The organism is Streptomyces kaniharaensis (assembly GCF_009569385.1).
In the GTDB taxonomy this organism is placed as follows: domain Bacteria; phylum Actinomycetota; class Actinomycetes; order Streptomycetales; family Streptomycetaceae; genus Kitasatospora; species Kitasatospora kaniharaensis.
Genome location: NZ_WBOF01000001.1, coordinates 2949042 through 2970694, shown reverse-complemented (window position 1 = coordinate 2970694; position 21653 = coordinate 2949042). Strand labels below are relative to the sequence as shown.

Here is a 21653-nt window from a genome sequence, read left to right as displayed (position 1 = left end):
CGCCGGCCGGGCAGCCGCCCGGGCCGGCCGAGGTGCGGACCGCGCCGACCGGCAGCAGTGTGCCGCAGGCGATCCGGACGCCGCTCGGCAGCTCGTTGTCGGACTCGACGATCGCGCCGTCGCCGATCACCGCGCCGTCCAGCGCGGAGCGGTCGCCGACGGTGGCGAAGGCGCCCACGATGGAGTCCTTGACCAGGGTGTCCGGGCCGATCACCGCGCCGGGCAGGATCACGCTGCCCTCGACGATCGCGCCGGCCTCGACCACCGCGCCCTCGGACACCACGGTGCCGCCGCTGAGCACCGCGCCGGGGTGCACGGTCGCGCCGGGCAGCAGCAGGGCGTCGCCGGTCGGCCCGGGGACGGCCGGGGAGTCGACCTTGCCGAGCACGAGGTCGGCGGAGCCGCGGACGAACGCGGCCGGGGTGCCGAGGTCCAGCCAGTACGAGGTGTCGACGACGCCGCGCAGCAGCGCGCCGGTGGCCAGCAGCTCGGGGAAGGTCTCGCGCTCGACGGAGACTTCCCGGCCGGCCGGGATGCGGTCGATGACGGACCGGGTGAAGACGTAGCAGCCGGCGTTGATCTGGTCGGTGACGATCTGCTCGGGCGTCTCCGGCTTCTCCAGGAACTCCAGCACCCGCCCGTCCTCGTCGGTCGGCACCAGGCCGAAGGCGCGCGGGTCCTCGACCCGGGTGAGGTGCAGGGTGACGTCGGCCCCGGCGGCCACGTGGCCGTCGCGCAGGGCGGCGATGTCGACGCCGGACAGGATGTCGCCGTTGAAGACCAGGACCGGCTCGTCGGGGCCGCAGGTGAGCCCGGAGGCGGCGTTGCGGATGGCCCCGCCGGTGCCCAGCGGCTCGCGCTCGGTCAGGTAGACCAGCTCGATGCCGTACGGGGTGCCGTCCTGGAAGTGGTCCTCGAAGACCTCGGCGAGGTAGGAGGTGGCCAGCACCACGCGGGTGACCCCGGCGGCCGCGGCGCGGGCCAGCTGGTGCGCGATGAACGGGACGCCTGCCACCGGCAGCATGGGCTTGGGGGTGTGGGTGGTCAGCGGACGCAGTCGCGTGCCCTTACCACCGACCAGCATGATCGCCTCGGTCATGGTCTGCGCTGTTCCCCTTGTGGTCTCTGCGGCCCGGCCCGGCGGGCCGATACCTCCGTCGGTGGTCTGGACCCGCTCGTCCATCCGTCCGGAACGGGTCGACCGGCCCGGGGGGCCGGTCGACCTACTGTATTTCCTTCCAACCGAATGCCAGTCCGGTGGCTGTGCGATTGGCATCACGCGTCGTCGGCCAGGGCCGGGCGACAGTTGTGCGACAGTCCGGCAACGGCCCGGTAATAGCCCGGCCACAGCTTCGAAAGCCCGGCCCGGCGGGCGCCTCTCGCGGCGCCCACCGGGCCGGGCAGTTATTACAGAACTGTCGAACTGAGGCGCTACGCGTCGACCGTCGCGGGCTCCTCGGCACCGGTCGGCGGGGTCGCCTTGACCGAGTCGAGCAGCAGCTGGGCCACGTCGACCACCTTCAGGTGCTCCTTGGCCGCGCCCTCGTTCTTCTTGCCGTTGACCGAGTCGGAGAGCATCACCAGGCAGAACGGGCAGGCGGTGGAGACGATGTCCGGGTTGAGCGACAGCGCCTCGTCCACGCGCTCGGTGTTGATCCGCTTGCCGATGCGCTCCTCCATCCACATCCGCGCACCACCGGCGCCGCAGCAGAAGCCGCGCTCCTTGTGCCGGTGCATCTCCTGCTGGCGCAGACCCGGGACCTTGTCCATGATCTCGCGCGGCGGGCTGTAGACCTTGTTGTGGCGGCCCAGGTAGCAGGGGTCGTGGTAGGTGATCAGGCCCTCGACCGGGTTCACCGGGACGAGCTTGCCCTCGTCGATCAGGTGCTGCAGCAGCTGGGTGTGGTGGATGACCTCGAAGTGGCCGCCCAGCTGCGGGTACTCGTTGGCGATGGTGTTGAAGCAGTGCGGGCAGGTGGCGACGATCCGCTTGACCGGGGCGTCCTCCAGGGCCGCGTTCAGCGTCTCGACGTTCTGCGCGCCGAGCATCTGGAAGAGGAACTCGTTGCCCAGGCGGCGGGCGGAGTCACCGGTGCAGGACTCCTCCTTGCCGAGGATCGCGAACTTCACGCCCGCGGTGTGCAGCAGTTCGGCGAAGGCCTTGGTGGTCTTCTTGGCGCGGTCCTCCAGGGCACCGGCGCAGCCGACCCAGTAGAGGTACTCGACCTCGGCCGGGTCGATGTCCTCGCCGATCACCGGCACCTCGATGCCGGTCTCCTTCTTGAGCTCCTTGACCCAGTCCAGGCGCGCCTTGGTGGCCATGCCCCACGGGTTGCCCTTGTTCTCCAGGTTCTTGAGCATGGTCCCGGCCTCGGTCGGGAACGACGACTCGATCATCACCTGGTAGCGGCGCATGTCGACGATGTGGTCGATGTGCTCGATGTCCACGGGGCACTGCTCGACGCAGGCGCCGCAGGTGGTGCAGGACCACAGCACGTCCGGGTCGATGACGCCGTTCTCCTCGGCGGTGCCGATCAGCGGGCGCTCGGCCTCGGCCAGGGCGGCCGCCGGGACGTCCTTGAGCTGCTCGGGCGTCGCCTGCTCCTCGCCCTCGACGGACTTGCCGCCGCCGGCCAGCAGGTACGGCGCCTTGCCGTAGGCGTGCTCGCGCAGGCTCATGATCAGCAGCTTCGGCGAGAGCGGCTTGCCGGTGTTCCAGGCCGGGCACTGCGACTGGCAGCGGCCGCACTCGGTGCAGGTGGAGAAGTCGAGGATGCCCTTCCAGGAGAAGTGCTCGACCTGGGAGACGCCGAAGACGGCGTCCTCGGCCGGGTCCTCGAAGTCGATCGGCTGGCCGCCCGAGGTCATCGGACGGAGCGCGCCGAGCGCGGTGCCGCCGTCCTCCTCGCGCTTGAAGTAGATGTTGAAGAAGCCGAGGAAGCGGTGCCAGGCCACACCCATCGACGGGTTGAGGCCGATGGTGATCGCCCACGCGAACGAGATGCAGATCTTCAGCATCGCGAACAGCCAGACCAGGTTCTCCAGCGTGCCGTGCGACAGGCCGCTCAGCGCGGAGACCAGCGGGTACGAGACCAGGTGCTCCGGGCCGTACGAGTCGACGCCGCCCAGGGCGCCCTCTAGGGCGCGCAGCATCAGGATGCAGACGCCGATGCCGAGGATCGTGTACTCGACGTAGAAGGCCTGCCAGGCGATCGAGCCGGCGAAGCGGGACTTGCGGCCGGACCTCGACGGGAGGCTCATCAGCCGGATCACGATCAGGGTCACGATGCCCAGCGTGGTCAGGGTGCCGACGAGTTCGACGAAGAGCTGCCAGATCATCCAGTGGCCGATGATCGGCAGCTCGAACTCGGCGTCGAAGAGCTGGCCCATGGCGTTGACGATGGTCAGCACCAGGCTGAAGAAGCCGACGGCGACGAACCAGTGGGCGATGCCGACGATCCCCCAGCGGTTCATGCGGGTGTGGCCGATGAACTCGACCGCGACGGTCTTGACCCGCTGGGCGGGCTTCCCGAAGCGGGTGGAGTCCGGCGCGCCGGTCAGCACCACCTTGAAGATGTGCCACGCCGCACGGAGGGCGAGCGCGGTGCCGATCACGAATGTGACCAGCGAGATGACGATCGCTGCTAGTTGCATCGCTCTCCGTCTCCTGCGGCTTGCGGTTGAGCAGTCTCTACGGTTCTAAGGGTCTCTGAGAGTTGAGTGTACTCGCCGGTAACTTTCCGGGCCGACGGCCCGGACATTACCGGTCGTTAACAGTTCTCCAGAAGGTTCTCAAGCTATGGCGGCAGTCACGTAAGTCCACACTCACCACACACTCCGGGTGACGGCACGCGACGAACCACGGCCTGCACGGTCGGGCGCAGCAAACTTGAGCGGCATGGGCTCATAGCTGTTGACGCCTTCCACCGGGTCATGCATCCTTGAGCCCGTAAAGCTCAACTCTCCCGTGGAGGTATCTACGATGGCACGCGCGGTCGGCATCGACCTCGGCACGACGAACTCGGTCGTCAGCGTTCTCGAGGGTGGCGAGCCCACCGTCATCACGAACGCCGAGGGCGCGCGGACCACGCCGTCCGTCGTCGCCTTCGCGAAGAACGGCGAGGTCCTGGTCGGCGAGGTGGCCAAGCGCCAGGCGGTCACCAACGTCGACCGCACCATCCGCTCGGTCAAGCGCCACATGGGCACCGGGTGGAAGATCAACCTGGACGGCAAGGACTTCAACCCCCAGCAGATCAGCGCCTTCATCCTGCAGAAGCTGAAGCGGGACGCCGAGGCCTACCTGGGCGAGACGGTCACCGACGCCGTCATCACCGTCCCGGCGTACTTCAACGACTCCGAGCGGCAGGCCACCAAGGAGGCCGGTGAGATCGCGGGCCTCAACGTCCTGCGCATCGTCAACGAGCCGACCGCGGCCGCCCTCGCCTACGGCCTGGACAAGGACGACCAGACCATCCTGGTCTTCGACCTCGGCGGTGGCACCTTCGACGTCTCCCTGCTGGAGATCGGCGACGGGGTCGTCGAGGTGAAGGCCACCAACGGTGACAACCACCTCGGTGGTGACGACTGGGACCAGAAGGTCGTCGACCACCTGGTGAAGACCTTCCAGGCCGGCCACGGCGTCGACCTGTCCAAGGACAAGATGGCCCTCCAGCGCCTGCGCGAGGCCGCCGAGAAGGCCAAGATCGAGCTGTCCTCGTCCTCCGAGACCTCGATCAACCTGCCCTACATCACGGCCTCCGCCGAGGGCCCGCTGCACCTGGACGAGAAGCTCACCCGCGCCCAGTTCCAGCAGCTCACCGCCGACCTGCTGGAGCGCTGCAAGGTCCCGTTCCACAACGTGATCAAGGACGCCGGTATCTCGCTCTCCGAGATCGACCACGTCGTCCTGGTCGGTGGCTCCACCCGCATGCCGGCCGTCGCCGAGCTCGTCCGCGAGCTGACCGGCGGCAAGGACGCCAACAAGGGCGTCAACCCGGACGAGGTCGTCGCCATCGGCGCCTCCCTCCAGGCCGGTGTCCTCAAGGGTGAGGTCAAGGACGTCCTGCTGCTCGACGTCACCCCGCTGTCCCTCGGCATCGAGACCAAGGGCGGCATCATGACCAAGCTGATCGAGCGCAACACCACGATCCCGACCAAGCGCTCCGAGATCTTCACCACGGCCGAGGACAACCAGCCGTCCGTGCAGATCCAGGTCTACCAGGGCGAGCGCGAGATCGCCGCGTACAACAAGAAGCTCGGCATGTTCGAGCTGACCGGCCTGCCGCCGGCGCCGCGCGGCCTGCCGCAGATCGAGGTCACCTTCGACATCGACGCCAACGGCATCATGCACGTCGGCGCCAAGGACCTCGGCACCGGCAAGGAGCAGCGGATGACCGTCACCGGCGGCTCCTCGCTGCCGAAGGACGAGGTCGACCGCATGCGCCGCGAGGCCGAGCAGTACGCGGAGGACGACCACAAGCGCCGCGAGGCCGTCGAGACCCGCAACTCCGCCGAGCAGCTCGTCTACTCGACCGAGAAGTTCATCGCCGACAACGCCGACAAGCTCCCGGCCGACGTCAAGACCGAGGTCGAGACCGCCGTCGGCGAGCTCAAGGAGGCCCTGAAGGGCGAGGACATCGCGGCCATCCGCGAGGCCTCGGAGAAGGTCTCCACCACCGCCCAGAAGCTCGGCCAGGCCCTCTACGCCAACGCCGACGCGGCCGGTGCCGCCCCCGCCGGCGACGCCCCGCACGGCAAGGACGACGACGTCGTCGACGCCGAGATCGTGGACGACGAGAAGCCCAAGGGCGGTGCGGCATGACGGACAAGGGCGGCAAGCCCGGCGACGACTCCGCCGCCGAGGAAGCCGTGATCAAGGCGGCCGAGGAGGCCGCCGCCGGCTCCGACGCCTCGGGTGCCGAGGAGCTGGCCGCGGCCAAGCGCGAGGCCACCGAGCGCACCGCCGACCTCCAGCGCCTCCAGGCCGAGTACCAGAACTACCGCAAGCGGGTCGAGCGGGACCGTCTCACCGTCCGCGAGATCGCGGTCTCCAACATCCTGGAGTCCCTGATCCCGGTCCTGGACGACGTCGGCCGGGCCCGCGAGCACGGCGAGGTGACGGGCGGCTTCAAGTCCGTCGCCGAGTCGCTGGAGACGGTCGTCGCCAAGCTGGGCCTCCAGCAGTTCGGCAAGGAGGGCGAGCCCTTCGACCCGACCATGCACGAGGCGCTGATGCACAGCTACTCCTCGGACGTCACCGAGGACACCTGTGTGCAGATCCTCCAGCCCGGCTACCGGATCGGCGAGCGGATCATCCGCCCGGCGATGGTCGCGGTCGCGGAGCCCCAGCCGGGCACCCAGACCACGGCCGGGCCGGACGCCGACACGGACAAGTCCGGCGAGTCGGACAAGACCGACGGTGGCTCGGACAGCTGACAACCAGTGACAGCTGACAACCAGTGCGCTGCGGAGTCGTACGCCGGCAATTCAGGCGGCCGGCTCCGCAGCGCGCTGTCGGCAGCGGCCCACCGCGGCCACGCTGTTGACAGCGCAGTGACGATGGACATCGGGAGGTGGCGGGAGCCGTGAGCGAGCGCAGCATGGGGGTCTCCCCGGCCCGCGGCCGGGGGAGCGCCGTTAGCAGGTGCGCGTGGCGCGAAGCGGCTGCCGAGCGAAGTGAGGTGGGCGCATGAGTGGCAAGGACTTTGTCGAGAAGGACTACTACAAGGTCCTCGGCGTGCCCAAGGACGCCACCGCCACCGAGATCAAGAAGACCTACCGCAAGCTCGCGCGCGAGTTCCACCCCGACGCCAACAAGGGTGACGCCAAGGCCGAGGAGCGGTTCAAGGACATTTCCGAGGCGTACGACGTCCTGTCCGACGAAAAGCGCCGCAAGGAGTACGACGAGGCCCGCAGCCTCTTCGCCAACGGCGGCTTCCGCTCCGGCGGCCCCGGCGGCGGCAACTACGGCTTCGACTTCGGCGACCTCTTCAGCGGCAGCCAGGGCGGCGGCGGAGGCGGCGGCATCGGCGACGTCTTCGGCGGCCTGTTCAACCGGGGCGGCCGGCAGGCCCAACCCCGGCGCGGCGCCGACGTCGAGACCGAGGTCACCCTCTCCTTCGAGGAGGCCGTCGACGGCGCGACCGTCCCGCTACGGATGACCAGCCAGGCCCCCTGCCGGTCCTGCAACGGCACCGGCGCCAAGTCCGGCACCACCCCGCGGGTCTGCCCGACCTGCGTCGGCGCCGGCACCGTCAGCCGCGGCCAGGGCGCGTTCGCGCTCTCCGAGCCCTGCAAGGACTGCCGCGGCCGCGGCATGATCGTCGACGACCCCTGTACCGACTGCCACGGCAGCGGCCGGGCCAGCTCCGCCCGCACCATGCAGGTCCGCATCCCGGCCGGCGTCCAGGACGCCCAGCGCATCCGGCTCAAGGGCAAGGGCGCCCAGGGCGAACGCGGCGGCCAGCCCGGCGACCTCTACGTCACCGTGCACGTCGACGCGCACCCCGTCTTCGGACGCAAGGGCGACAACCTCACCGTCACCGTCCCGGTCAGCTTCCCGGAAGCCGCCCTCGGGGGCACCATCGAGGTGCCCACGCTCAACGGCCCCGCGGTGAAGCTCAAGCTGCCCCCGGGCAGCGCCAACGGCCTCACCATGCGCGCCCGCGGCAAGGGCGCCACCCGCAAGGACGGCACCCGCGGCGACCTCCTCGTCACCGTCGAGGTCGTGGTGCCGCAGCACGTCACCGGCGACGCGCTGAGCGCCCTGGAGCAGTACCGCGAGGCCACCGCCTCCGACGACCCGCGAGCCGCCCTGTTCCGGGCGGCGGAGGGAGCGTGACGACCAGATGTCCCCGATGACCCCCGACAGCCCGATCGGCCCCGGCCTCGGCGAGGGCCTGCCCGGCGGCCACCGCCGCACCAGGCGCCCCGCGGCACCGCCGCAGTACGTCCTCACCGAGGACACCCCGGTGTACGTGATCTCGGTCGCCGCCGAGCTCTCCGGCCTCCACCCGCAGACGCTGCGCCAGTACGACCGTCTCGGCCTGGTCAGCCCCGACCGCACCGCCGGCCGCGGCCGCCGCTACTCCGCCCGCGACATCCAGCAACTGCGCGAGGTCCAGCGGCTCTCCCAGGACGAGGGCATCAACCTGGCGGGGATCAAGCGGATCATCGAGCTGGAGAACCAGGTCACCGCTCTCCAGGCCCGCATCGGGGAACTGGTCGACTCACTCGAAGGCGCCGCCGCCGCGCTCCAGCAGCGCGAGGCCGCCGTCCACGCCTCCTACCGCCGCGACCTCGTTCCGTACCAGCCCCCGACTCCCCAGTCGAGCGCCCTGGTCGTCTGGCGCCCCAAGCGCTGACCTGCCCGTACACAACAAGCCGCCGGCCCCTCCTGTTCGGGGGGTGCCGGCGGCTTGCGTGTGGTGAGAGGGTGCCGTCTCGAGAACACTGCTGCGCTCCGGGCACCTGCGAAGCTCGGCCGGGTGGCCAGTCAGACTTTAGGATCAGTTGCAGAGCACAGTCGTGTTTCTCTGGCAATTTTGTCCGGTCTACGACAAGGAGACGGGGATGAACGGGCGCGAGCAGGCAGGAATCATGCCGGACAGGCCCCGCGCTCTGTCAGCCAACGCCCGAGCCCTGTATCTGGCCACCATCGAGGGGAATGGCAAGGCCGCCCGGAGAGAAGACAGTCCACAGGAGGCCGCCTCATTCGACGAGCTGGTCACGCTCGGCCTCCTGGTGCCGGATATGGATGAACCCGGCCTCTATGCCGCAGTCGATCCGGCCCAGCTCTCCAACAGAATGAGCCTCACCTGGCAGCGCCAGGCCCTCGATTTGCTGACACGGGCGGTCGCACTCCCCGCCGACCTCGGCGATCTCGCCGAAGCCTTTCATTCACGAGGGCAGGAGGGAGGTCCGATCGAATACGTGCGAGGGAAGGCTCTGATAAATCAGCGCATCCTTCAGGCCCAGGCGGACGGCCCGGACGAAGCACTCGCCATGCAGCCTGGTGGCCCGCGCCCGCCCGAAGTACTGGCCGCCGGACTGGACTATGACTTCGCCAGGCTCAAAATGGGCGCCAGCATGCGAACGATCTATCACGCCAGCACTCGCTACCATCAGCCGACGCGCGATTACGTCGCAACGCTGTCCGCTGCCGGATGGCAGTTCAGAACGCTTGACGAGCCCTACACCAGGCTCATCATCATAGACCGGCGACTTGCCGTTATCCCGGCAGCCGACGACATGGACCTGGCCGCATTCATCCACGACCAGTACGTCATCGAATACCTGGTGGAAGAGGTATTCGAGCGGAACTGGAGTCGAGCTCTCGAATTCGACGGCGCGACGACCGTGCCGCAGCAGGTCGTCTCCCGACTCCGGCAAACCATCATCGACCTGCTGCTCGCCGGCACCAACCATCGCGTCATCGCGCGACGCCTCGGAATCAGCGAACGGACACTGGCCCGCCATCTCGCCGAAATGCGGGAGGACTACAACGTCGAATCGCTCTTCCAGTTGGGATATGTCCTGGGACGGGCCACTCCGGGCCACGACGAACAGCCCGAAGCGACCGAGTCATAAGGTGTGCGATCCCGAGAACCACGAGATCTCGTGACGCTCGGTCAGCCGACTCAGGTCCAGTGCGTATCGGCCGCGACAACGGTGGCCGTGGCACTCGCCTGCTCTTCCTCGACATACCCGCTCCCCACCGTCCCGGCGGCAACCGCCAGGACCGCAGTCAGCCCGGCGACGAGCGGCAATACGACCTTTCGGACGTACCGGTGTATACGAGACATACGCTCGTCCCTTCCCTCAAGCCTGCGATCGCGCAAATGAGTGGCAATGAAACGCCTGCACCCATGTTGCCGCAAGTCCGGGGACCATGTCATCTCTCTGCCAGGCATCCAGATGACACCTCTCAAACCTGGACGCCACCGCACCGCCCGATGGACGATCAGTTCGCTCCCGATAACCCACGCAAGTCCACCACACTTGCCGATGTACCTTCAACTCGAGTGCAAACGGCCGAGTTTCCACCGGCATGAGCAGTAACTCCCCCAACATCCCATAACGCCGCCGACGTTCCTTCCCCTGGTCGGCCTTCCCCCGGAGTCGACATGACTGAGCCCTACCTGCGTCACCACGACAGCCAGGCCCAAGAGGGCCGGCGTGCACGTGTGTTTCTGGCCGCGCCGCTGATGCGGTTGACCGGGCCCGCGGACAGTGTGGTGACGCTTGCCAGTCGGACGCGGCTGACGACGCTTCGCACCACGCTGCTCCGCAGTGGTGCCGCCGTGTACAGCGCGCACCACAGTGATGCCTGGACGGTGGCCGGTCGGGCGCCGGAGCCCCGGGTTCCGTCCGACTTCCGGGCCCTGCAGTCGGCGGACCTGGTGTTCGCCTACGTCGGGGCGCCGCTGTCGGCCGGAGTGAGCCTGGAGCTGGGGTGGGCGTCGGCCCTGCGGAAGCCGATCGTCCTCCTCGTCGACGAGGCCATCACCCACAACCCGCTGATCGCCACCATCGAGCAGGTCGCCCCCGTCCTGCCGCTGGTCTTCGACGACACCTGGTCGCAGGAGGCCCTCAACCACACCGTGGAGACCGCGCTGGACTGGGCCGGCATGGCGCTGTCCCTGCGCGAGGGCTTCTGGACCGCGCCCGGCGAGCACTTCACCGTCCCCCGACAGCAGCCCCCGGTCGCCGGATACTGGCCGACCAGCGCCGCCACCGGCTGAGCAGCGCTCACGCACCGGGCTCTCCCGTCCGGACTCCCCGCAGCTGCCAGCCCAGTTGGAACCGCGTCTTCGCGACGTACAGCTCACGCCCCGGACGGCAGGCGATCGCCCGGGGCGTGAGCTTCCGCGCGAGCAGGCACCCCACCTGCTCCTGGACGTGTTCCTGGACGGCCGACTCGGTGGCGTCGGCTGCCGTCGGGTCAGGCATCGTCCTCTCCCCGCATCTGCCAGCCGAGGTGGAAGAGGGTCTGGGCGCCGTGACGGTCGCGGAGGCGGGAGATGTGGGCGGCGACGGTGCGTTCGCTGAGGCCGAGGCGCGTGGCGACGGCCCGTTGGGTGAGGCCGCGGGCGAGCAGGCGGCCGATGCGGGTCGTGGTGGGGTGCGGGGAGTTGACGTGGTGGTCGGTGGGGGTGGCGCGTGCCCAGTCGCGTTCGAAGTGGGCGACGAGGAAGGCGACGACGGCGGGATCGGTGAGGACGGCGGCGCGGGTGACGTCGTCGGAGGCGGGGATGACCGCTACCGAGCGGTCGAAGATCAGCACCCGCTGGTAGGCCTCGGCCAGGACCTTGACCTGGGCGCCCCGGCCCGTTCGGAGCAGGATCTGCCGCAGGACCTCACGGTCGGAGACGGCGACGGGCTGGTAGACGATGCGCATCGCGCAGCCGCGGTCGAGGAGGGCGAGGTCCTGGGGCAGGGCCATGCGCAGGCCTTCGAGGGGGCGCAGGCCCGGCTGGGCGGCCAGGAACTCCTCCCGGCAGTCGGACATCAGCTCGGCGATGCGCTGGCGGATGTCGGCGGTGCCGTCGATGTGGATGGCGTCGCCGGTGGGCGAGGTGGGACGCGGGACCGCGTCGTAGGCGTGCGAGAGCGGGGCGAGCGTGGTGGGGATGCGTTCGGCGTGGACGAGCAGGCGGGTGGCCCGGGTGCGCAGTTCGGTGCCGACGCCGTCGCCGACCGAGCGCGGGTTGACGGCGGTGTAGCCGGTGGCGGTGGGGGCGAGCAGGCCGCGGGCGACGAGGACGGCGAGGGTGGGGCGGTCGGCGGGGGCGAGGTCCTCGGGGCGCAGGTGCCCGCCGCGGCGGATGGCGGCGAGGTAGAGCGCCCGCTCGGCCGCGGTGGGCTCATCGGTCATCGCGGGAGCCTCGCATCAGCCAGCCGAGCTGGAAGAGGGTCTGGGCGCCGTAGCGGTCGCGGAGGCGGGAGATGTGGGCGGCGACGGTGCGCTCGCTGAGGCCGAGGCGGGTGGCGACAGCCCGTTGGGTGAGGCCGCGGGCGAGCAGGCGGCCGACCCGGTCGGGGGTGCTGCGGGCCTGGCCGTGGCCGAGGGCGGCGGCGGCCTCGGTGGTGTCGGCGCGGGCCCAGTCGCGTTCGAAGGCGCCGACCAGGTGGGCGATGACGGCCGGGTCGGTGATGAAGGCGGCCGCGCTGTTGTCGTCGTTGGCGGAGATCACGGCCACGGCCCGGTCGAAGACCATCAGCCGCTGGAAGGGCTCGTCGAGGACGCGGATGAGCGAGCCGTGCCGGGTGACCTCGTCGGCGTAGGCGACGGCGGGCTGGTCGGCGAAGGCGACCGGCTGGTAGATGGTGCGCAACGAGCAGCCGCGCTGGAGGAGTTGGACGTCCTGGAGGACGGCGACCTGGAGGGTGTCGGCGGGCCGGTGGCCGGGCTGGGCGGTGAGGACCTCGGTGCGGCAGTCGGAGACGAGCTGGGAGATCCGCTGGCGGATGTGGACGTGGCCCTCGACGTGGACGGCGCCGCCGGTCCGGCCGGACGGGCGGGGCATGGCGTCGTAGGCGCGGGTGAGGCTGTCGAGGGCGCCGGGGAGGTTCTCGGCGCGGACCAGCAGCCGGGTGGCCTCGCTGCGCAGTTCGGCCCCGAGGCGGTCGCTGACGGAGCGCGGGCTGACGGCGGTGTAGCAGGCGTCCATCGGGTTGGGCATCAACAGGCCGATGTCGACGAGCTGTTGCAGGGCGGCCTGCTCGGTGTCGTGGATGCCGGTGAACGGGATCCGGCCGCCTTCGGCGAGGATCGACAGGTACAGCTGCCGGGCCGCGTCGTCGGGTTCTCCCGCGCCGGCGAGCCCGCGCGCTCCCCCGTCCGCGAACTGGCCGTGGTCCGGAGCGACCGCCGGTTCCGCCGTCACCTCGAACACTCCCTGCCGGACGTCCTACGGATGTGCAGTGCCCCCGTGTCCCGCGTCCCCGATCACTGGTGCCGGCGGCCACGGTACCGGGCGGCCGGCGGACCCCCGGGGGCCCGGGTGCCGTCGCACTCCGGGTGCCCGGGGGCCACCATTGCCACGCCATGCCAAGGCGCTTCCGGCGAGGCGGAGCAGCAACGCCTCGCCGGATCCGGTTCCGGGGGCCATCACCACACATGGCGTCCCGGCCGGCGCTCTTCCCCCCGTTATGCAGGCACGGGATGTCCTGCATCCGTCATGAAGAGCAAGTCGCCACCATCGGGCTGCGATTGCCCGGACGACTTGGCGTGTCTCCACCATCACAGCGTGACGCCCGGTGAACAAGTGCCACCCGAGTGCAGGTTCCCGCAATTGCAGCTATCTGCACCGAGGGCCGGTCGGGGAAGGCCGGGCGGCGGGTCGGGTTCCGGTAAACACCGAGGCCATGAAGGTATACGGACGATGCCCGGGAGCGGGGCGCTTGGCGGTGAACGGTCAGGCGCGACCTGCGCGTTCCTGCAACGGGTCGGTTCACGCGACCGGAGCGGAAAGCAGCACTGCCCGCAGGGGAATCCGCGCGCAGCCCGCCCCTCGGCGACGGACCGTCAGCGCCCCAGCAGCCGACCGCTCGCCAGCCCGGCGGCGGTGCCGGTCGCCGCGGCCGCCCAGGCGGCGGCCAGCAGCACGTACAGCCCCGCGGCCAGCGCGGTGAACCCGCCGAAGCCGGTGTGCCGGGCGAGCGCTGCGGCGCCGGTGACGCACGTGCCGACCGGGAAGGTGTACGCCCACCAGGTCATCGCGAACCGCATGCCGGCCCGCCGGGCGCGCAGGTTGGCGGCGAGCGCGACGGCCAGCCAGAGCATGGCGGCACCGATCACCGCGACGCCGTACAGCTCGGCGAGCGCGAGCATGGCCGGCGCCAGCGCGGGCAGCACCGGGCGAGCGGCGTCGGCGAGTTGGTGGACGGCGGAGACGGACTGGCCGAGCGGCCCGAGCACCAGGAACAGCGACGGGGTGAGCGCGAGGGCCGGCAGCTTGCTGTGGACGAGCCCGGTGAACACCACCGGCAGCAGCACCAGGGTGGCCGGCAGGCCGACGCCGAACAGCGCCCAGCAGCCGTACAGCATGGCCTCCTGCGGCAGGCCGGCCGGAAGGTGCGGGACCAGCGCCGGGCCGCAGGCGGAGGCGACCAGCGGGGCGACCACGGGCAGCAGCCAGGTCGGGTTGGCCTCCAGCGCGGAGACCCGGTGCCGGGTGATCATCAGGTACGGGATGCCAGCGGCGACGGCCAGCGCGTACACGGTGCCGACGCTCCAGAGCACGGCGTCGACGGCCACGGCGGGGCCGGTGCCGATCACCCGGGAGCCGAGCAGCAGCGTGCCGAGGCCGACCGCGAGCAGGGCCATCGGCGGGCAGCCGTAGAACACCGCGGTGGCCGGGTTGTCCAGCAGCTGGGCGCGGGCCGCGTCGCGGTGCCGGGTGAGGTGCACCAGCCGGGCGGCGGCCAGCACCAGCAGGGCGGCCAGCGCGAGCGCCCACATCACCTCGCCGAAGCCGACCAGCCCGGGCGGACGGACCGGGAGCACGGCCGCGCCGTTGCCGAGGATCGCGGTGCCCATGACGGCGGCGTACCAGTTGGGGCCGAGCTGGGCCAGGTCGAACCGGGCAGGGGCGGCGGGGCGGGTGATCGGGCGGACTGCGGCCAAGGTGGACATGGCACCCACCGTCCCTCCGCGGTCCGGCCGCCGGTAGCGCCGGGCGTTCTATGAGGGCATAGCCTGAACCTATGGCTCTCTCCCCGCGCGTCCCCGAACTCGGCGCCCTGGAGCTGCTGCTCGCGGTGGCCCGGCTGGGCAGCGTCGGACGGGCGGCGGCCGAGCTGGGCGTCAGCCAGCCGACCGCCAGCGCCCGGATCAAGGGCATGGAGCGGCAGATCGGCGTCCCGCTGCTGGAGCGCTCCACCCGGGGCAGCAAGCCGACCGAGGCGGGCCGGCTGGTGGTCGAGTGGGCCCGGCAGGTGGTGGAGGCGGCGCAGGCGCTGGACGCCGGGATCGACGCGCTGCGCGAGCGGCGGGACGCCAAGCTGACGGTGGTCGCCAGCCTGACCGTCGCCGAGTACCTGATGCCGGGCTGGCTACTGGCGCTGGCCGAGGCCAGCCCCGGGACGGCGGTGACGCTGCGGACGGCGAACTCGGCGGAGGTCGCCGGGCACGTCCTGGCCGGGCACGCCGATCTCGGCTTCGTCGAGGGCCCGTCCACGCCGCCCGGCCTGGACGGCGCGGTGGTGGCCGCGGACAAGCTGGTGGTCGTCGTGGCGCCCGGGCACCCGTGGGCGCGCCGCCGGGCGCCGCTGACCGGGCCCGAGCTGGCGGCGACGCCGCTGGTGCTGCGCGAGCCCGGCTCGGGCACCCGGGAGGTGCTGGAGATGGCGCTGGCGCCGTACGGGGGTGCGGCGCGGCCCCGGCTGGAGCTGGCCTCGTCGACCGCACTGAAGGCGGCGGCGATGACCGGCGCCGGGCCGGTCTGCCTGAGCGAGCTGGCGGTGGTGGAGGAACTGGCGACCCGGCGGCTGGTCGCCGTGCCGCTGGCGGCGGGGCTGGACCTGCGGCGCCCGCTGCGCGCGGTGTGGCCGGCCGGACAGCGGCCGGGCGGTCCGGCCCGGGAGCTGCTGGTACTGACCAGGCGGGCTGCCCAGCCGCGGCGAGCACCGTCCCGGAACAGGACGCCGTCCCGGATCGGACCGAGCACCGATCGAGCACAGACTTGAGCGGAATAGACTCAACTTAGTGCATGCTGTACCCAGCAGGACTGAAGGACGACGAGGGAGGCCCCCCAGCAGTGGACGCCAGCAAGTTCACCACCAAGACGCAGGACGCCCTGTCCGCCGCGATCCGGCAGGCCGGCGCGGCCGGGAACCCGGACGTCAAGCCGGTGCACATCCTGATCGCCCTGCTGGAGCAGCCCGAGGGCATCACCAGGCCGCTGCTGGAGGCGGTCGGCGCGGACGTCGCCCGGATCGACGCCGAGGCCCGCCGCCAGCTCACCGCGCTGCCCAGCGCGAGCGGCTCCACCGTCGCCGCGCCGCAGCTCGCCCGGGACACCCTCGCGGTGCTCACCGAGGCCGGCAGGCGCGCCGACGACCTGGACGACCAGTACGTCTCCACCGAGCACCTGACGGTCGGCCTGGCCGCCGAGGGCGGGCCGGTCGCCGAGCTTCTGGTGCGCCAGGGCGCGACGCCCAAGGCGCTGCTGGCCGCGTTCAAGGACGTGCGCGGCAGCAGCCGGGTCACCTCGCCCGACCCGGAGGGCACCTACAAGGCACTGGAGAAGTACGGCACCGACCTGACCCAGGCCGCCCGGGACGGAAAGCTCGACCCGGTGATCGGCCGTGACCAGGAGATCCGCCGGGTCGTCCAGGTGCTCTCCCGCCGGACGAAGAACAACCCGGTGCTGATCGGCGAGCCCGGTGTCGGCAAGACCGCCGTGGTCGAGGGCCTGGCCCAGCGCATCGTCGCCGGCGACGTGCCGGAGTCGCTGCGCGGCAAGCGGCTGGTCGCGCTGGACCTCGGCGCGATGGTCGCGGGCGCCAAGTACCGGGGCGAGTTCGAGGAACGGCTGAAGGCCGTCCTCAACGACATCAAGCAGAGCAACGGCCAAATCGTCACGTTCATCGACGAGCTGCACACCATGGTCGGCGCGGGCGCCGGCGGCGACTCCGCGATGGACGCCGGCAACATGCTCAAGCCGATGCTGGCCCGCGGCGAGCTGCGGATGGTCGGCGCCACCACCCTGGACGAGTACCGCGAGCGGATCGAGAAGGACCCGGCGCTGGAGCGCCGCTTCCAGCAGGTGCTCGTCGACGAGCCCAGCGTGGAGGACTCGATCGCCATCCTGCGCGGCCTCAAGGGCCGGTACGAGGCGCACCACAAGGTGCAGATCGCGGACGCCGCGCTGGTCGCCGCAGCCACCCTGTCCCACCGCTACATCACCTCCCGCTACCTGCCCGACAAGGCGATCGACCTGGTCGACGAGGCGGCCTCCCGGCTCCGGATGGAGATCGACTCCTCCCCGGTCGAGATCGACGAACTCCAGCGCTCCGTCGACCGGTTGCGGATGGAGGAACTGGCCCTGGAGAAGGAGCCCGACCCGGCCTCCGTCGACCGGCTGTCCCGGCTCCGGCGCGATCTCGCCGACCGGCACGAGCAGTTGAGCGCGCTGACGGCACGCTGGGAGCAGGAGAAGAAGAGCCTCAACCGGGTCGGCGAGCTCAAGGAGCGCCTGGACGACCTGCACGGCGCCCTCGAACGCGCCCAGCGCGACGGGGACTTCGAGCGCGCGTCCAAGCTGATGTACGCCGAGATCCCGGCCGCCGAGAAGGAGCTCACCGACGCCCAGGAGCGCGCGGCCGACCAAGACGCCTCCGCCTCGATGGTCAAGGAGGAGGTCGGCCCGGACGACGTGGCCGACGTGGTCGCCTCCTGGACGGGCATCCCGGCCGGCCGCCTGTTGGAGGGCGAGAGCGCCAAACTCCTGCGCATGGAGGAGGAGTTGGGCAAGCGCCTGATCGGCCAGGCGCAGGCCGTGCAGGCCGTCTCGGACGCGGTGCGCCGCACCCGCTCCGGTATCGCCGACCCGGACCGCCCGACCGGTTCGTTCCTGTTCCTCGGCCCGACCGGCGTCGGCAAGACCGAACTCGCCAAGGCCCTGGCCGACTTCCTGTTCGACGACGAGCGGGCGATGGTCCGGATCGACATGAGCGAGTACGGCGAGAAGCACTCGGTCTCCCGCCTGGTCGGCGCCCCGCCCGGGTACGTCGGCTACGAGGAGGGCGGCCAGCTCACCGAGGCGGTCCGCCGCCGCCCGTACAGCGTGGTGCTGCTGGACGAGGTGGAGAAGGCCCACCCGGAGGTCTTCGACGTGCTGCTCCAGGTGCTGGACGACGGCAGGCTCACCGACGGCCAGGGCCGCACGGTGGACTTCCGCAACACGATCCTGATCCTCACCTCCAACCTGGGCTCTCACGCATTCAATGAACCGAGCCTCGTCGACCCGGCCACCGCGGAGGAGAAGAAGAAGGAGCTGGTGCTGGAGTCCGTCCGGGCCGCGTTCAAGCCGGAGTTCCTCAACCGGCTGGACGACATCGTGGTCTTCGACCCGCTGGGCACCAGCGAGCTGAGCCGGATCGTCGACCTCCAGGTGGCCCGGCTGGCCGAGCGGCTGCGCGAGCGGCGGCTCACCCTCCAGGTCTCCGAGGCCGCACGCGACTGGCTGGCGCTCACCGGGTACGACCCGGCGTACGGCGCCCGCCCGCTGCGGCGGCTGGTGCAGTCCGCGATCGGGGACCAGCTGGCCCGGGCGATCCTCTCCGGCCAGGTGCACGACGGGGACACCGTTCTGGTCGAACGCGACGAGGAGAACGACCGCCTCACCGTCCGCGGACGCGGGCCGCTGGAGAAGTAGCCGGCGGCCGGCCACGGGCCGCTCCCTCACCGGAGGGGGTGGCCCGCACAGCGCCCGCCACCTGTGGATATTCCGTCGCCGCCGACCCGTACCCGCGGTCCGGAAGACCGGCACCCGAGGTCCGGAACGAAGATCCGCCGGCGGCCGGTACCCCTGTGAGGCGGGGCCCGAATAGGGCAGGATGGGAGGTGGAAGGGCGGCCTCTCATTGCCGGCCACCACGTGCACTGAGGAAGAGGACCCCCCATGAGCATCGACCCGTCGTCCATCCCGTCGTTCGGCGCCCCGCAGGGCGGCCAGCCCGGCGGCCAGGGGCGGCCGGCCGGCCCGCCGCCGATCGTCGTCCCGGACCAGAACCTGGTGACCCAGCTGCTCGACCAGATGCAGCTCAAGCACGTCGTGGACGAGGAGGGCGACCTCACCGCCCCCTGGGAGGGCTTCCGCGTCTACTACATGTTCCGCGGCGAGCAGAAGGAGCTCTTCGCGGTGCGCGCCTTCTACGACCGCGCGTACCCGCTGGAGAAGAAGGGCGAGATCCTCGACCTGATCGACGAGTGGAACCGCGAGACCCTCTGGCCCAAGGTCTACACCCACACCCACGAGGACGGCGTGGTCCGCCTGATCGGCGAGGCGCAGATGATCGTCGGCACCGGCGTCAACCTGGACTACTTCGTCACCACCACCGCCAACTGGACCCAGGCCGCGGTCGGCTTCGAGCAGTGGATCATCGAGCGCCTCGGTCTGCAGAACGACATCGAGGGCGAGGAAGGCGACGGCGAGGACGCCGAGGGCACCGACGAGGCCTGATCCCGCCCCTGAGCACCACGACGGCCCGCCACCGGCACGACCCGGTGGCGGGCCGTCCTTGTCCCGGGCCCCCGCCTGCCCCCAGGATGGGCGCACGACGAGCCGTGAGGAGCCGCTGATGGGTACGAGGCCGCTGCTGAACCGCAGGCTGGCGGGCATGGGGACGACGATCTTCGCCGAGATGTCCGCCCTCGCGACCGCCACCGGCTCGATCAACCTCGGCCAGGGCTTCCCCGACACCGACGGGCCCGAGGAGGTCCGCGAGGCCGCCGTCCGCGCGCTGCGCGAGAGCCGCGGCAACCAGTACCCGCCCGGCCCCGGCATCCCCGAGCTGCGGCAGGCCGTCGCCGAGCACCAGCAGCGCTTCTACGGCCTCGCGTACGACCCGGACACCGAGGTCCTGGTCACCGCCGGCGCCACCGAGGCCATCGCCGCCGCCCTGCTCGCCCTGCTGGAGCCCGGCGACGAGGTGATCGCCCTCGAACCCTTCTACGACTCCTACGCCGCCTGCATCGCCATGGCCGGCGCCACCCGCGTCCCGCTGACCCTGCGCGCCCCGGACTTCCGCCCCGACCTCGACGAGCTCCGGACGCTGATCACCCCGCGCACCCGGCTGCTGCTGATCAATACCCCGCACAACCCGACCGGCACCGTGCTCACCGCCGACGAACTCACCACGATCGCCGGCCTCGCGGTCGAGCACGACCTGCTGGTGATCACCGACGAGGTCTACGAGCACCTGGTCTTCGGCGCCGCCCACCACCCCATCGCCGCCCTGCCCGGCATGCGCGAGCGGACCGTCGCCATCTCCTCGGCCGGCAAGACCTTCTCCTTCACCGGCTGGAAGGTCGGCTGGGTGACGGCGAGCCCGGCCCTCGTCTCGGCCGTCCGCACCGCCAAGCAGTACCTGACCTACGTCAGCGCCGGGCCGTTCCAGTACGCCGTCGCCGAGGCGCTCCGGCTCCCCGGCACCTACTTCGACACCTTCCGGGAAGACCTGCTGCGCAAGCGCGACCTGCTCGCCGACGGGCTCTCCGCCGCCGGCTTCCGGGTCTTCAACCCCGAGGGCACGTACTTCATCACCACCGACATCACCCCGTTGGGCGAGACGGACGGCATCGAGTTCTGCCGCGCCCTGCCCGAGCGCTGCGGCGTCGTCGCGATCCCCAACGCCGTCTTCTACGACGACGCCGACGCCGGCCGGAGCCTCGTCCGATTCACCTTCTGCAAGAAGGACGAGGTTCTCGCCGAGGCGGTGTCACGGCTTCGGCGCCGCTGAACCACGAGGTGCCCCGGGCCCGCCGGGCGGGCGGCGTGCAGCATCGACCCGGCCTCGGGGACGGGGAGGCGCCGTTGCTGCTCGGACGGGTGTTCACCGAACCCCCGATCGACCCGAGAGCGTTGACCCTGCACATCATGCCCCTCACACAGGAGCAATGATGGCCCGACATTGACTCTGACCATTCGTCAACTCTTCTTCTGCACAAGGGTCGTTGATGCCAGATAGGCAATCATCTCTGCCTTCCCGGCACGCCCCGCTGCCCGCGGGGGACCCCCGGCTCGACCGGCGGCAAAGCCCGAATGCGCGATCGGCGCACAACCAGCGCGCACGGCACACGACCCGGCGCAAGGAGCGCACGCTGTGCAGACTCGCACACCGGATCGATCAGAGCCGGGAAGCCGGTGAGCTCGAACCGGTGAATGCTTGACAAAGTTGGGTAATTCCTCGGCGGACCCGGCGTATTCATGCTTCTCTGCTGCTGAATCTCCAGCCGGAATCCTTCCTTCCACGGCCGGCCGCGCCCAGCGCCGCACAGCCACGAAGAGCCTTGCCATCGCGCCCAGGCCTCGATGCTGCTCGGCGGGCGCGCATGGAGCTGAAACGCGGAGCCGAGCATGCTCACCACACTGCAGACCTCTTACACGGACACCCGGGCCGGCGACCTGGCCTGGCGCCTGGGCGGCGAACCGTTGCCCGCTCTCGCGGTCCGAGACCTGAGACTCGACGGCACGGGCCGCCCCGGCACGTCCGGCACCCTCCAGCTGCGGCTGCTCGGCGCGTCCCACCAGGTGGTCATCGCCGCCGGCCCGGGCCAGTGCCTGGAGACCGTCGCCTGCCTGCCCGGCAGCCGCACCCCGCTGCCCGCAAGGGTGGCCAAGCAGGTGGGCGGCTGGGAGTACGAGTTCGCGGCCCGGATCGAGGTGCTGCCGCCGCACGACTTCGCGGCCCGCGCCCAGGAACTGCTCGCGCTGGTCGAGGGGCACCCGCGCGGCCTCGCCGGGGTCTTCCCGGGCGACCCCAGCGCGTTCACCGCGCTGGTCACCCAGGGCAGCGCGGACCGGCTGCTCTGGCGCACCTGGCACGCCTATCCGCAGGAGGGTCAGCTGGTCTGCACCCGCTCGTCGCTGGTGGTGCCGCAGGCATGAACGGCACCGGCCACGGAGGGAGCGAAGAACCCCCCAT

General features: G+C 71.1%; 16 protein-coding genes and 1 pseudogene. 11 read left to right on the top strand and 6 right to left on the bottom strand.

Translation table 11 applies throughout. The annotated features are described in order from the left end of the window. Nucleotides 1–25 precede the first annotated feature (25 nt). Both manB and F7Q99_RS13565 read right to left on the bottom strand, forming a co-directional pair. A pseudogene (manB, locus tag F7Q99_RS13570) lies at nucleotides 26–1099 on the bottom strand (mannose-1-phosphate guanylyltransferase); the annotation flags it as partial. Nucleotides 1100–1431: 332 nt separating this feature from the next. Beyond that, nucleotides 1432–3654 (bottom strand): (Fe-S)-binding protein, encoded by a 2223-nt coding sequence (locus F7Q99_RS13565; protein WP_153461489.1) that lies wholly within the window; start codon nucleotides 3652–3654, stop codon nucleotides 1432–1434. 328 nt (nucleotides 3655–3982) lie between these two features. Here F7Q99_RS13565 and dnaK point away from each other — a divergent pair, with 328 nt between their 5' ends. The 6 genes from dnaK (at nucleotide 3983) to F7Q99_RS13535 (ending at nucleotide 10742) form a co-directional block, all read left to right on the top strand. After that, nucleotides 3983–5821, top strand: coding sequence for a molecular chaperone DnaK (dnaK, locus tag F7Q99_RS13560; RefSeq protein ID WP_153461483.1), 1839 nt, complete (start codon nucleotides 3983–3985; stop codon nucleotides 5819–5821). Beyond that, nucleotides 5818–6435 carry a nucleotide exchange factor GrpE gene (gene grpE, locus F7Q99_RS13555; protein WP_153461481.1) on the top strand — a complete coding sequence of 206 codons (618 nt, stop codon included), beginning with the start codon at nucleotides 5818–5820 and terminating at the stop codon, nucleotides 6433–6435. Before dnaK ends, grpE begins: the two co-directional genes overlap by 4 nt. 253 nt (nucleotides 6436–6688) lie before the next feature. Further along, entirely contained in the window at nucleotides 6689–7840 is a 1152-nt protein-coding gene (gene dnaJ, locus F7Q99_RS13550) for a molecular chaperone DnaJ (protein ID WP_153461479.1), read from the top strand. 7 nt (nucleotides 7841–7847) lie between these two features. After that, on the top strand, nucleotides 7848–8363 hold the full coding sequence (locus tag F7Q99_RS13545) for a heat shock protein transcriptional repressor HspR (RefSeq protein WP_326846626.1): 516 nt from the start codon (nucleotides 7848–7850) through the stop codon (nucleotides 8361–8363). 208 nt (nucleotides 8364–8571) lie between these two features. Beyond that, nucleotides 8572–9588, top strand: a complete 1017-nt coding sequence (locus F7Q99_RS13540; RefSeq protein ID WP_153461478.1) for a helix-turn-helix domain-containing protein — start codon at nucleotides 8572–8574, stop codon at nucleotides 9586–9588. 536 nt (nucleotides 9589–10124) lie between these two features. After that, nucleotides 10125–10742 (top strand): TIR domain-containing protein, encoded by a 618-nt coding sequence (locus F7Q99_RS13535; protein ID WP_153461476.1) that lies wholly within the window; start codon nucleotides 10125–10127, stop codon nucleotides 10740–10742. A gap of 7 nt (nucleotides 10743–10749) precedes the next feature. Here F7Q99_RS13535 and F7Q99_RS13530 read toward each other — a convergent pair whose 3' ends face one another. The 4 genes from F7Q99_RS13530 to F7Q99_RS13515 all read right to left on the bottom strand — a co-directional run bounded on the left by F7Q99_RS13530 (nucleotide 10750) and on the right by F7Q99_RS13515 (nucleotide 14638). Continuing rightward, the gene (locus F7Q99_RS13530) at nucleotides 10750–10950 is read right to left on the bottom strand and encodes a hypothetical protein (RefSeq protein ID WP_153461474.1); all 201 of its coding nucleotides are present in this window, start codon (nucleotides 10948–10950) and stop codon (nucleotides 10750–10752) included. Further along, nucleotides 10943–11875, bottom strand: coding sequence for a LuxR C-terminal-related transcriptional regulator (locus F7Q99_RS42550; protein WP_153461472.1), 933 nt, complete (start codon nucleotides 11873–11875; stop codon nucleotides 10943–10945). The genes F7Q99_RS13530 and F7Q99_RS42550 overlap by 8 nt, the downstream gene beginning before the upstream one ends. Beyond that, the gene (locus tag F7Q99_RS13520; protein ID WP_326846625.1) at nucleotides 11865–12887 is read right to left on the bottom strand and encodes a LuxR C-terminal-related transcriptional regulator; all 1023 of its coding nucleotides are present in this window, start codon (nucleotides 12885–12887) and stop codon (nucleotides 11865–11867) included. The genes F7Q99_RS42550 and F7Q99_RS13520 overlap by 11 nt, the downstream gene beginning before the upstream one ends. Before the next feature lie 641 nt (nucleotides 12888–13528). Further along, nucleotides 13529–14638, bottom strand: a complete 1110-nt coding sequence (locus F7Q99_RS13515) for a TDT family transporter (protein ID WP_153461470.1) — start codon at nucleotides 14636–14638, stop codon at nucleotides 13529–13531. Between the two features lie 71 nt (nucleotides 14639–14709). Between F7Q99_RS13515 and F7Q99_RS13510 the strand changes: the two genes are divergently transcribed. From F7Q99_RS13510 to F7Q99_RS13490, 5 genes are all read left to right on the top strand, one after another. Beyond that, the gene (locus tag F7Q99_RS13510; protein WP_153461469.1) at nucleotides 14710–15690 is read left to right on the top strand and encodes a LysR family transcriptional regulator; all 981 of its coding nucleotides are present in this window, start codon (nucleotides 14710–14712) and stop codon (nucleotides 15688–15690) included. 71 nt (nucleotides 15691–15761) lie between these two features. Beyond that, complete coding sequence (clpB, locus tag F7Q99_RS13505; RefSeq protein ID WP_326846624.1) at nucleotides 15762–18383, top strand: ATP-dependent chaperone ClpB; 2622 nt, start codon at nucleotides 15762–15764, stop codon at nucleotides 18381–18383. A 245-nt stretch (nucleotides 18384–18628) separates the two neighbouring features. Next, a complete protein-coding gene (locus tag F7Q99_RS13500; RefSeq protein ID WP_153461465.1) occupies nucleotides 18629–19189 on the top strand; it encodes a type III secretion system chaperone family protein in 561 nt (186 codons plus the stop codon). Between the two features lie 118 nt (nucleotides 19190–19307). Then, the gene (locus F7Q99_RS13495) at nucleotides 19308–20468 is read left to right on the top strand and encodes a pyridoxal phosphate-dependent aminotransferase (protein ID WP_153461462.1); all 1161 of its coding nucleotides are present in this window, start codon (nucleotides 19308–19310) and stop codon (nucleotides 20466–20468) included. Between the two features lie 617 nt (nucleotides 20469–21085). After that, on the top strand, nucleotides 21086–21616 hold the full coding sequence (locus tag F7Q99_RS13490; RefSeq protein ID WP_153461460.1) for a DUF2617 family protein: 531 nt from the start codon (nucleotides 21086–21088) through the stop codon (nucleotides 21614–21616). Nucleotides 21617–21653 lie beyond the last annotated feature (37 nt).

Excerpts from the sequence above, each read along its gene's own strand:
- F7Q99_RS13565 (WP_153461489.1), bottom strand. The coding sequence starts at position 3,654 with ATGCAACTAGCAGCGATCGTCATCTCGCTGGTCACATTCGTGATCGGC.
- dnaK (WP_153461483.1), top strand. The coding sequence starts at position 3,983 with ATGGCACGCGCGGTCGGCATCGACCTCGGCACGACGAACTCGGTCGTC.
- grpE (WP_153461481.1), top strand. The coding sequence starts at position 5,818 with ATGACGGACAAGGGCGGCAAGCCCGGCGACGACTCCGCCGCCGAGGAA.
- dnaJ (WP_153461479.1), top strand. The coding sequence starts at position 6,689 with ATGAGTGGCAAGGACTTTGTCGAGAAGGACTACTACAAGGTCCTCGGC.
- F7Q99_RS13545 (WP_326846626.1), top strand. The coding sequence starts at position 7,848 with ATGTCCCCGATGACCCCCGACAGCCCGATCGGCCCCGGCCTCGGCGAG.
- F7Q99_RS13540 (WP_153461478.1), top strand. The coding sequence starts at position 8,572 with ATGAACGGGCGCGAGCAGGCAGGAATCATGCCGGACAGGCCCCGCGCT.
- F7Q99_RS13535 (WP_153461476.1), top strand. The coding sequence starts at position 10,125 with ATGACTGAGCCCTACCTGCGTCACCACGACAGCCAGGCCCAAGAGGGC.
- F7Q99_RS13530 (WP_153461474.1), bottom strand. The coding sequence starts at position 10,950 with ATGCCTGACCCGACGGCAGCCGACGCCACCGAGTCGGCCGTCCAGGAA.
- F7Q99_RS42550 (WP_153461472.1), bottom strand. The coding sequence starts at position 11,875 with ATGACCGATGAGCCCACCGCGGCCGAGCGGGCGCTCTACCTCGCCGCC.
- F7Q99_RS13515 (WP_153461470.1), bottom strand. The coding sequence starts at position 14,638 with ATGTCCACCTTGGCCGCAGTCCGCCCGATCACCCGCCCCGCCGCCCCT.
- F7Q99_RS13510 (WP_153461469.1), top strand. The coding sequence starts at position 14,710 with ATGGCTCTCTCCCCGCGCGTCCCCGAACTCGGCGCCCTGGAGCTGCTG.
- F7Q99_RS13500 (WP_153461465.1), top strand. The coding sequence starts at position 18,629 with ATGAGCATCGACCCGTCGTCCATCCCGTCGTTCGGCGCCCCGCAGGGC.
- F7Q99_RS13495 (WP_153461462.1), top strand. The coding sequence starts at position 19,308 with ATGGGTACGAGGCCGCTGCTGAACCGCAGGCTGGCGGGCATGGGGACG.
- F7Q99_RS13490 (WP_153461460.1), top strand. The coding sequence starts at position 21,086 with ATGCTCACCACACTGCAGACCTCTTACACGGACACCCGGGCCGGCGAC.